Origin of the sequence: Aestuariivirga sp. (assembly GCF_041738905.1) — a bacterium.
In the GTDB taxonomy this organism is placed as follows: domain Bacteria; phylum Pseudomonadota; class Alphaproteobacteria; order Rhizobiales; family Aestuariivirgaceae; genus Aestuariivirga.
This window is the reverse complement of record NZ_JBGSOZ010000093.1, coordinates 1-9,787: the sequence shown is the minus strand read 5'-3', so window position 1 is coordinate 9,787 and position 9,787 is coordinate 1. Positions and strand designations below refer to the sequence as shown.

Sequence of the window (9,787 nt, the reverse complement as noted above, 5' to 3'; positions counted from 1 at the left end):
ATTGCTTGCCGGCTGACGCCTCGCGGCGGGTGCGGTCGTGCGTGGCCCTCGGCAACATGCCGTATTCGGCCGTGACCCAGCCCTTGCCGCCACCCTTCAGCCAGGGCGGAACCCGCTCTTCGAGCGAGGCGGTGCACAGCACATGGGTGTCGCCAAAGCGCACGAGGCATGAGCCTTCGGCATGTTTCGTAAAGCCGCGCTCGAAGCTCACAGCGCGCAAATCGTCCGGATTCCGTCCCGATGGACGCATTTTGGTCAGTCCTTGTTGCGAAAGAAGGCCTTCTAGCCGCTCGATTGACCCGCGCCAACTTGATTTCTACATTATAGTCATGAGCATGATCCCGCCGAAACCCATTACAGAAGACCGCCTGACCGGCATTGCCGGGCTGGACCAGCGCTCGCGCGACATCTTCCGCCGCCTTGTCGACACCTATCTGGAGACGGGGGAGCCCGTGGGCTCCCGCACCATTGCCCGCATCCTGCCGTCGAACCTGTCGCCGGCCTCAGTGCGGAACGTGATGATGGACCTGGAGGACGCAGGGCTGATCTTCTCGCCCCACACGAGTGCTGGCCGCGTGCCGACCGAGCAGGGCCTGCGCTTCTTCATCGACGCGGTGATGGAAGTGGGCGCCATGACCACCGACGAGCGTGCCCGCATCGATGCGCAAGTCGCGGCATCGAATCGCCAGCGGCGGATCGAGGACGTGCTGGGCGAGGCCACCACGTTGCTCTCCGGCCTGTCGCATTGCGCCGGCGTCATCGTCACTCCCAAGATCAATGCCCGCCTCAAGCACATCGAATTCGTGAACCTGGGGCCGGGCCGGGCGCTGGTCATTCTCGTCGGCGAGGACGGCAGCGTGGAGAACCGCGTCATCGAGGTGCCGCCGGGCCTGCCGCCCGCCACCTTCATCCAGGCGTCGAACTATCTCTCGACCCGTTTTCAGGGCAAGACCATCGATGAGGTGCAACGCTTCGTCCGCGACGAGATGCAGAGCCTGCGCCGCGAGCTCGACGAGATCTCGGCCCGGATCGTGGAGGCCGGCATCGGCCAGTGGTCGGGTGAAGCCGACATCGACGACAAGACCCTGATCGTGCGGGGGCAGGCCAATCTCATCGAGAACTCGACTGCCGCCAATGACCTGGAGCGCATCCGCAAGCTGTTCGAGGACATCGAGAACAAGAAGGAGCTGGTGCAGCTTTTGGGTGCGGCCGAAGTGGGAGAGGGGGTGCGGATCTTCATCGGCTCCGAGAACCGGCTGTTCTCGCTCTCGGGCTCGTCCATCATCGTGGCGCCCTACCGCAATGCCGAGGAGAAGATCGTCGGCGTCATGGGCATTATCGGCCCCACCCGCATGAACTATGCCCGCATCATCCCCATGGTGGATTACACCGCCAAGGCCATTGGCCGCCTGCTCACTTGAGCGTCCGGCAGGGGAAACACCGCTCGTGACGCTGAACAGGGTACTGCTCTATGCGAAGGATGTGGCACTGACCGTCCGCTTCTACGAACGGTATTTCGGCTTCGAGGCGACGCGTGAGGATGGCGACCGCATCGTCGAACTGGTCCACCCTCAAGGCGGGGCACGCCTTATGATCCATCAGGCGGCCAAGGGCCAGCGGCAAGGACAAGTTCTCGTCAAGCTGGTCTTCGACGTGGAGGACGTCCAATCCTTCTGCGACAGGTGCCGGGCAGATGGCCTGGCGTTCGGAGCCGTGCATCATGCGGATGGCTACGTCTTTGCAAATGCAAAGGACCCCTGCCTGAACACGATTTCCGTCTCAAGCCGGGCATTCAGAGGGCGCGCCTGATGCGTCCTCACGCCTTCACTTGATTTTTCGCGGCAGGCAGCCGATATGGCGTTCATTCCTGAAATCAATGGACTGGAAACCATCAGTCATGGCTGACGAAACCAACGCACCTGAGCAAGCCGCACATGAGCACGTCGAAATCGAATCGCCGATGGACGTCGAGCCCGATCCCAAGGACATCGAGATCGCACAGCTCAAGGAAGAGGCCGCCCAACTGAAGGACCGGCTGCTGCGCACGGCAGCCGACATGGAAAACCTGAGGAAGCGCGCCGAGCGCGAAAAGGCGGAGGCGACACTCTATGCCGCCACCAATTTTGCCCGCGATCTCCTGGGCGTGGCCGATAACATGCAGCGGGCCCTTGCGGCGATGAGCCCCGAGGCGAAGGATGCGGCGGACGATGCCACGAAGAACCTGCTGGCCGGCATCGAGCTGACGGAAAAGGACCTGCTCAACGTGTTCCAGCGCTACGGCATCCGCCGGGTGGAAACGGTGGGCGCCAAGTTTGACCCCAATTACCACCAGGCGCTGTTCGAAATGCCGACGAGTGCCCATCCGCCCGGTACCGTCGTCCAGGAAATGCAGTCCGGCTTCGCCATCGGCGAACGCTGCCTGAGGCCCGCGATGGTGGGCGTGGCGAAGGCCGAAGGCTGATCAGGCCAGCAACTGCCGATTTCAAGGATGGCCGGGTCCCTGATCCGGCCATTTCCATGTGGCGCGGCAGCTGCGTGGCAAGTCAAACCATCGCGGCCAGTTCGCTCAGGTCCTTGATCAATGCGGCGGGCTTCCCCGGGATGCGGTCGTCCTTCAAGCCGAAACGGTCTACCCGCACGACCTGGAAACCGAATTGCGCTGCGGCCTGAGCGTCCCAGGTGTTGGCGGAGACGAAGCAGATCGATGGCGCGTCGTGGATCTGCAGCTTCTGCATGGCATGGCGGTAGACGCGGCGGCTCGGCTTGTAGATGCCGACATCCTCGACCGAGAGCACCATGTTGAAGAGCTTGTCGAGGCCCGCATGGCGGACGGCCGCATCGAGCATCGACGGACTGCCGTTGGAGAGAATGGCGGTGAGCTTGCTGCGGCCCTTCACGGCCTCAAGCGCGGCGGCCACCTCCGGATAGGCCTCAAGCTTGAGGTACAGCGCCATGATCTCATCCTTGAGACCCTGCTCCTTCACGTCATATTGCTCCAGAGCATAGTCAAGCGCGTCGCTCGTCACGTGCCAGAAATCGGCATGCACACCCATCAGGCTGCGAAGCCATGTGTATTCGAGTTGCTTCTGCCGCCACAGTTTCGAGATCGCCTCCGCGTGCTCGCCGATTTCCGGCGCCAGCTTCCGCATCGGCCCGTGCACGTCGAACAGCGTGCCATAGGCGTCGAACACCACCGCCCTGATTCCCTGCAGCTTCGTCATCCTGCCGCTTCCTCTTTCTGCCACTGGTGGGTATGCTTAGCGCAAACACGGGAGGTGCAAAATGCCCCATGACGGACATCACCACGACCACGATGACGAAGGCTCGGAACTCTCTCCCCTTGCGCTGAGGGTGAAGGCGCTGGAATCGCTCCTGGTCGAGAAGGGTTATGTCGACCCTGCCGCCCTCGACGTGATGATCGAGACCTACGAAACGAAGATCGGCCCGCGCAATGGCGCCCGCGTGGTGGCGAGAGCGTGGACCGATTCCGCATTTGCCGATTGGCTGAAGCGCGATGCGACTGCCGCCATAGGTTCGATGGGTTACGAAGGCCGCCAGGGCGAGCACATGGTGGCGCTGTTCAATACCCCCGAGACCCACAACATGGTCGTTTGCACGCTATGCTCCTGCTACCCGTGGCCGGTGCTGGGCCTGCCGCCCGTGTGGTACAAGTCGATGCCCTACCGCTCGCGTGCCGTGATCGAGCCGCGCGAGGTGCTGAAGGAATTTGGCGTCAGTCTGCCCGAGGGCAAGGATGTGCGTGTGTGGGATTCGACAGCCGAGATCCGCTATCTGGTGATCCCTGAGCGGCCGGAAGGAACGGGCGGCATGAGCGAGGAGGACCTCGCCAATCTCGTGACGCGCGATTCGATGATCGGCACCGGCGTGGCGAAGTCTCCGGCATGAACGGCCCGCACGACATGGGTGGATTCACCGGCTTCGGCCCGGTGATTCCTGAGGCCGGCGAACCCGTCTGGCACCATGACTGGGAACCCCGCGCCTTCGCGCTGGTGCTCGCCATGGGCATGACCGGATCATGGAACATCGACATGGCCCGCCACGCCCGCGAGCGGCAGCCGGCGATGACCTATTGGCGATCGAGCTACTACGAGATGCGCCACTATGCGCTGATCCTGCAACTGGTGGAGCTTGGCCTCATCACCGCGATGGAGGAAGAACAGGGCAAGATGGTCGTGCCCCCCAAACCGGTGAAGCGTGTGCCAACTGCCGCTATGATACCCGGCATCCTTGCATCTGGCGGCCCTGCCAATCGCCCCAGCAACCGGGCTGCGGGTTTCATCACGGGAGCAAAAGTCCGTGCACGGAACATCAATCCTTCAGGCCACACGCGGCTCCCCCGCTATGCACGCGGCAAGCTGGGTGAAGTCATCGCCGTTCACGGCACACATGTGTTTCCCGACTCGAATGCCCATGGCAAGGGCGAGGATCCGCAATGGCTCTACACCGTGCGCTTCACCGCCCGCGAGCTGTGGGGGAAAGAGTCACCCGATTCCGTCTGCATCGACCTGTGGGAACCCTATCTGGAGGCAGCGCAATGAACGGTGCTCATGACTGCGGCGGCATGATGGGATATGGCGCGGTCGTCGTTGAAACCAACGAACCTGTTTTCCATGCCCCATGGGAAGCCCGCATGTTCGCGCTGATGTCGGCCGTTGGCGATGTCGGTGGCTGGACGCTGGACGAGGACCGCAGCGCCTGCGAGTCGATGCACCCCGGTCACTACATCACGTCGAGCTATTACGAGCACTGGCTCCACGGCATCGAGACGCTTCTCCAGAAGCATAGCCTCGCCTCCGAAGCTGAGATCGTTTCGGGAAAGTCCGAAGCCCCGGGCAAGCCGGTGACGCCCACCTCCGCCGAAGCCGTCTGGCCCGCCGTCACCGCGAAAGGAAGCTATCGGCGCGATGTGAACACGGCAGCGCGATTCGCGCCGGGAGACAAGGTGCGTGCCCGGCTCATCAATCCGTTCAGCCACACGCGGCTGCCGCGCTATCTGCGGGGCCACGCGGGCGAGGTCGTGGCGGTCCATGGCGCCCATGTGTTCCCCGATTCCAATGCCCACGGCGGCGGCGAAAACCCGCAATGGCTCTACACCGTGCGCTTCCGCGCATCCGACCTCTGGGGCAATGGCTCGCGCGATACAGTTCACGCCGATCTCTGGGAGCCCTATCTTGAAGCTTGCTGAATCACCGCTTCTGCCGAAGGACAATGACGGCCCCGTCTTCGCAAGGCCCTGGGAGGCGCAGGCCTTCGCCATGGCGGTGAAGCTGAACGAAGCGGGTGTCTTCACTTGGGTGGAATGGGCCGAGACGCTGGGCGCCGAACTCAAGGCCCAGCCCGAGCGCCCCTATTACGAAAGCTGGCTCGCCGCTCTCGAAAGGCTGGTCGAGGCCAAGGGCGTGATGTCGGAAGGCGAACGCCTCGCCCGCGTCGATGCTTGGGACCGTGCCGCGAAGGCCACGCCCCACGGCCAGCCCATCACGCTCAGCCGAGATTGAGCAGCCACGGGAACTGCTCGATCAGCCAGTAGGAGACAGACTGTACGCCCCCGGTGATGAACATGAAGCCCGAGAGAACCAGCAGTGCCCCAGCAATTTTCTCAACTGTCTTTAGGTGCTTCCGGAAGCCGCTCATGAAGCCCATGAAGGTACCAACGCCCGCCGCAGCCAGCATGAAGGGAATGCCGAGCCCAGCTGAATAGACCGCAAGTAGCCCAGCGCCTTTCATGACATCCTGCTCACTTGCGGCAACCGTCAGGATCATTCCTAGCACCGGCCCGATGCAGGGTGTCCAGCCGAATGCGAAGGCAAGCCCGATCAGATAAGCCCCGGCCAAGCCGCCGGGATGAGACTTGTGATGATAGCGAACTTCACGGGATAGCCACAGGAAGCGGAACGCGCCAAGGAAGTGCAGCCCCATAAGGATGATGATCAGGCCTGCGGCCGATGTCAGCGGATTAAACGCAAAGCCGAATACTTCGACGCTGCGGGCCAGTTCGGTCCGCAACATGCTGCCCACCAATGAGGCACTCGCGCCAAGAGCAATAAACACTGTGGAGAAACCCAGCACGAACAGGAACGCTGCCAGCAGTGTGCGCCGCCGTTCCTCGTCAGGCCGGGCTTTGTTGTCGACCAACTCCTCCAGCGATGCGCCGGTGATGAAGCACAGGTAGGGCGGCACCAGCGGCAGCACGCAGGGGCTGAGGAAGCTGATGGCGCCCGCAAAGAGGGCAGCGCCGATGGAAACGTCGAGGTTCATGGCCCCATCACTTGGCAGGCGAAGCGTGCCGGCGCAACTCACCCCATGGCCGCAGGACATCACGTCTCCGTCAGGCTTGACAGCGCACGCTCGACGCGTATGTTATATTATAACATTACATATGGAGCCTGCCCCATGCGCCTGATCATCCCCGCCCTTGCTGCCATGCTCGCCGCCAGCCCTGCCCTTGCCGCGCCGAAGGTCATCGCCTCGGTAGTGCCCGTGCACAGCATCGTCTCCGCCGTAATGGGCGATCTGGGCCAGCCGGAGTTGCTGTTGAAAGGCTCGATGTCGGAGCATCGGGCAAACTTCACGCCGTCTCAGGTTTCGGATCTCGGAAAGGCCGACTTGGTCTTCATCGTGGGCCATGGGCTTGAGGCGAAGCTGGCGCAGATCGGCGGGTCCGAGGCCGTCAATGGCAAGAGCTTCGTGGAGTTGTCGGAAGCGCCCGGCGTGAAGACCCTTCCCATCCGCGAAGGCGGCACCTGGGAGGCGCATGACGAAGCCCATGAGGATGAAAAGGAAGAAGCGGGACACGGCCACGATCACGAGAGGGAAGAGGCGGGCCATGACGGTCATGCCGAGGGCGTCCTCGCCTTCGATCCCCATGTGTGGCTGGACCCGGAGAATGCCAAAGCGATGGCAGCGGCTGTCGCTGCGGAACTGGCCAAGGCGGACCCCGCCAATGCCGCCGCCTATCAGGCCAATGCCAAGGCCTTCGAAGCCTCGCTTGATGCCGTTACGGCCGAGATCTCGGCGGAACTCGCACCCGTCAAGACGAAGCCCTACATCGTCTTCCACGACGCCTACCAGTATTTCGAGGCGCGCTTCGGCCTCTCGGCGGCAGGTTCGATTTCGGACGTCTCCGCCAAGGCCCCTTCCGCCCAGCGGCTCGAGGAAATCCGCAACAAGCTGAAAGCTACCCAGGCCGAATGCGTGTTCCGCGAGCCGCAGTATGACAGCAAGGTTGTTGCCACCGTGATCGAGGGAACGCCCGCGCGCGAGGGCGTACTCGATCCCCTCGGCGCCGATGTCGCGCCGGGTGCCGGAGCCTACCGGCAGATACTGCTCAATCTTGCCGCCAGCCTGAAAGCCTGCCTCTCCGCCTGACGTCCAGCCTTCACTTTTTTGCCGCATTGCTCCATCATTCCCTCCAGAGATCGAGAGAGTGAGCAATGACCTTGAGACGCTGGACAACTGCATGGGCCATTCTTGCATGCGCGCTGGGCGCCTCGGGACCTGCCGTGGCGCACCCGCACGTGTGGGTCAACATGCGCTCCGACGTCGTCTTCAACGATCAAGGCCTCATCACCGCATTGAACCTCATGTGGACCTTCGACGACAACTACGCGCAGATGGCGATCGACGGGCTCGATGCCAACGGCGATGGCGTCTACAGCCCGGATGAGCTTGAGCCACTGACCAAGGAAAACATGGCATCGCTGAAGGACTATGATTACTTCACCGTGATGCGCTTCAATGGCGAGAAGCAGGCCCTGGGCGAGGTCACGGAGTCCGGCCAGATCTGGTCGAACGACAAGCTGGCGCTCCACTTCCAGGTTCCGCTCAAGACGCCGCTCGATCCTACCAAGGGAGAGTTCGTGGCGAAGGTCTACGATCCGGACTTCTTCATCGCCATCGACTATGTGAAAGACGACCCCGTCAGCGTGATCGGCAACATTCCGAAATCCTGCAAGCTGGTGGTGAAGCCCGTCCCGACGGACGCCGAAGTGGAAGAGACACGCGCCATGCTCTCCACCAAGGGCCCCGACTGGAAGCCCGAGAACAACGAGGACTTCGGCGCCGTCTTCGCCCAGCCCGTGACCATTCAATGCAAGGCCTGACACGGGCGCTTCTCGCCATCATCGCCGTCGCATTCATCTGGCTGTCGGCATTGCCGCCCGCTATTGCTCAGTCCACGGAACAACCGGTGGCGCAGGACACGGCGCCGGCTGTCAAGATCGACCGCAAGAAGCTGCTGGTGCAGCCGCGCAACAAGGATGGCACGGTCAGCCAGGTCTCCTTCTTCGATGATCCCGTGCTCTGGGCGCGCGAGATGCAGCAGTCCTTCTACAGCAGGATGTCGGGCACCTTGCGCCAGATGAAGGGAAGTTCCGCCTTTGCCGCCACCTGGACTCTGATGCTGCTGAGCTTCGGCTATGGCGTGTTCCATGCCGCAGGGCCAGGCCACGGCAAGGCGGTGATCTCCGCCTGGCTTCTCGCCACCGAGAGCGAATTGAAGCGCGGCATCCTCATCTCATTCATGAGCGCTCTGGTTCAGGCGCTGACCGCCATCGCGCTGGTGAGCGTGCTGTTCCTCGTGGTCGCCAGCGTCGGCTCCACCGCGCGCGACGTGGCGGGCGTGCTGGAAAGCGCCAGCTATGGCCTGATCGGCGTGATGGGGCTTTACCTCGTGTGGACTGCACTCAGGATGCTCTGGCCCGTGAGAACGCCTGAGCCTGCCGCCTTTGCAGGCGTCACGCCGAAGCAGACCATCCAGCTTCACAGCTTCGAAACATTCGAGCCGATGAAAACTCAGGGCACCTCGGCCGACCACGTTCACGGACCCGACTGCGGCTGCGGCCACGCGCATCTCCCGGATGCGCAGGATCTTCGCGGTGACTGGTCCCTGGCGAAGGCTTTCTCGCTGGCCTTCGCCGTCGGCATCAGGCCCTGCACCGGAGCCATTCTCGTTCTCGTCTTCGCCAACGGGCTGGGGCTTTACTGGGCGGGCATTTTCTCCACCTTCGCCATGGCGGTCGGCACCTTCATCACCGTCTCCGCCATTGCGGCCGTCGCCGTCTATTCGAAGCGGCTGGCGGCCAGGCTGGTGCGCGGCAATGGCCGCCTCATGGAGTGGCTGGGCTTTGGCCTCAGGCTCGGCGGTGGCGCTGCCATTGCCTTTCTCGGAACCATCCTGTTTCTGGGCTCGTTGGGTTCCACCAACGCAATGATGTGATAACCATGCTGCGTAATCAATGGGTCGTTCTGGCGGGCTTCATCGTGCTGTGCCTCGCCGTCGGATCCCTCGGCGGCTTTGCCGTCTCCGCCTCGATCGTGGAATGGTATCCCACCATCAACAAGCCCTCGTGGAACCCGCCGAACTGGCTCTTCGGGCCAGTGTGGACGGTGCTCTACGTGATGATGGCGGTCGCCGCCTGGGGCGTGTGGCGGTCGAAGGACCGGATCGGCCCCGCCATGATCCTGTTCTTCTCGCAACTGGCGCTCAATCTCGCGTGGTCCTTCCTGTTCTTTGGTGCGCGCTCGCCGTGGCTGGGCCTCGTCGAGATAACGTTCCTCTGGCTGGCGCTGGTCTTCACCATCGTCGCCTTCTTCGGCCGCGTCACATGGGCGGGATGGCTGATGCTGGGGATGTCCCGTACTCTGTTGAAAATGCCAAGGCTGGCGTCGCTGGTTGAACCTTATGCAGCATCGGCCAAGCGGTCAACTGCATGGGAGGCTGGCTGCTCGGTCCGATGGTTTTGAAGTGCGGCCTTGAGGATTGGCA

Annotated in this window: 13 protein-coding genes and 1 pseudogene; 11 read left to right on the top strand and 3 right to left on the bottom strand. The window is 62.9% G+C overall.

Annotated features, from left to right (window positions below; all coding sequences use genetic code 11):
* Window positions 1-250, bottom strand: a pseudogene (locus ACEW8Q_RS08320) (ribonuclease PH); the annotation flags it as partial.
* Between the two features lie 79 nt (window positions 251-329).
* On the opposite strand from ACEW8Q_RS08320, the gene hrcA reads away from it, so the two are divergent.
* The 3 genes from hrcA to grpE all read left to right on the top strand — a co-directional run bounded on the left by hrcA (window position 330) and on the right by grpE (window position 2,461).
* On the top strand, window positions 330-1,421 hold the full coding sequence (gene hrcA, locus ACEW8Q_RS08315; protein WP_373503590.1) for a heat-inducible transcriptional repressor HrcA: 1,092 nt from the start codon (window positions 330-332) through the stop codon (window positions 1,419-1,421).
* Window positions 1,422-1,446: 25 nt separating this feature from the next.
* On the top strand, window positions 1,447-1,809 hold the full coding sequence (locus ACEW8Q_RS08310; RefSeq protein ID WP_373503589.1) for a VOC family protein: 363 nt from the start codon (window positions 1,447-1,449) through the stop codon (window positions 1,807-1,809).
* A gap of 88 nt (window positions 1,810-1,897) precedes the next feature.
* On the top strand, window positions 1,898-2,461 hold the full coding sequence (gene grpE / locus ACEW8Q_RS08305; RefSeq protein WP_373503588.1) for a nucleotide exchange factor GrpE: 564 nt from the start codon (window positions 1,898-1,900) through the stop codon (window positions 2,459-2,461).
* Window positions 2,462-2,543: 82 nt separating this feature from the next.
* Here the strand turns inward: grpE and ACEW8Q_RS08300 are convergent, their stop codons facing one another.
* Window positions 2,544-3,221 carry a haloacid dehalogenase type II gene (locus tag ACEW8Q_RS08300; RefSeq protein ID WP_373503587.1) on the bottom strand — a complete coding sequence of 226 codons (678 nt, stop codon included), beginning with the start codon at window positions 3,219-3,221 and terminating at the stop codon, window positions 2,544-2,546.
* Window positions 3,222-3,282: 61 nt separating this feature from the next.
* Here ACEW8Q_RS08300 and nthA point away from each other — a divergent pair, with 61 nt between their 5' ends.
* Genes nthA through ACEW8Q_RS08280 form a run of 4 tightly spaced genes read left to right on the top strand, consistent with a single transcriptional unit; the run spans window position 3,283 to window position 5,519 of the window.
* Window positions 3,283-3,906 carry a nitrile hydratase subunit alpha gene (gene nthA, locus ACEW8Q_RS08295; RefSeq protein WP_373503586.1) on the top strand — a complete coding sequence of 208 codons (624 nt, stop codon included), beginning with the start codon at window positions 3,283-3,285 and terminating at the stop codon, window positions 3,904-3,906.
* Entirely contained in the window at window positions 3,903-4,559 is a 657-nt protein-coding gene (nthB, locus tag ACEW8Q_RS08290) for a nitrile hydratase subunit beta (protein ID WP_373503585.1), read from the top strand. Before nthA ends, nthB (ACEW8Q_RS08290) begins: the two co-directional genes overlap by 4 nt.
* Complete coding sequence (nthB, locus tag ACEW8Q_RS08285) at window positions 4,556-5,206, top strand: nitrile hydratase subunit beta (protein ID WP_373503584.1); 651 nt, start codon at window positions 4,556-4,558, stop codon at window positions 5,204-5,206. Before nthB (ACEW8Q_RS08290) ends, nthB (ACEW8Q_RS08285) begins: the two co-directional genes overlap by 4 nt.
* Window positions 5,193-5,519, top strand: a complete 327-nt coding sequence (locus ACEW8Q_RS08280; protein WP_373503583.1) for a nitrile hydratase accessory protein — start codon at window positions 5,193-5,195, stop codon at window positions 5,517-5,519. Before nthB (ACEW8Q_RS08285) ends, ACEW8Q_RS08280 begins: the two co-directional genes overlap by 14 nt.
* Here ACEW8Q_RS08280 and ACEW8Q_RS08275 read toward each other — a convergent pair.
* Window positions 5,506-6,279 carry a cytochrome c biogenesis CcdA family protein gene (locus ACEW8Q_RS08275; protein ID WP_373503582.1) on the bottom strand — a complete coding sequence of 258 codons (774 nt, stop codon included), beginning with the start codon at window positions 6,277-6,279 and terminating at the stop codon, window positions 5,506-5,508. The two genes, ACEW8Q_RS08280 and ACEW8Q_RS08275, sit on opposite strands and share 14 nt — an antisense overlap.
* Window positions 6,280-6,414: 135 nt before the next feature.
* On the opposite strand from ACEW8Q_RS08275, the gene ACEW8Q_RS08270 reads away from it, so the two are divergent.
* The 4 genes from ACEW8Q_RS08270 to ACEW8Q_RS08255 all read left to right on the top strand — a co-directional run bounded on the left by ACEW8Q_RS08270 (window position 6,415) and on the right by ACEW8Q_RS08255 (window position 9,765).
* Entirely contained in the window at window positions 6,415-7,389 is a 975-nt protein-coding gene (locus ACEW8Q_RS08270) for a zinc ABC transporter substrate-binding protein (protein ID WP_373503581.1), read from the top strand.
* 65 nt (window positions 7,390-7,454) lie between these two features.
* Window positions 7,455-8,123, top strand: a complete 669-nt coding sequence (locus ACEW8Q_RS08265) for a DUF1007 family protein (protein ID WP_373503580.1) — start codon at window positions 7,455-7,457, stop codon at window positions 8,121-8,123.
* Window positions 8,111-9,238, top strand: a complete 1,128-nt coding sequence (locus tag ACEW8Q_RS08260; protein WP_373503579.1) for a nickel/cobalt transporter — start codon at window positions 8,111-8,113, stop codon at window positions 9,236-9,238. The genes ACEW8Q_RS08265 and ACEW8Q_RS08260 overlap by 13 nt, the downstream gene beginning before the upstream one ends.
* A 5-nt stretch (window positions 9,239-9,243) precedes the next feature.
* Window positions 9,244-9,765, top strand: coding sequence for a TspO/MBR family protein (locus ACEW8Q_RS08255; RefSeq protein ID WP_373503578.1), 522 nt, complete (start codon window positions 9,244-9,246; stop codon window positions 9,763-9,765).
* Window positions 9,766-9,787 lie beyond the last annotated feature (22 nt).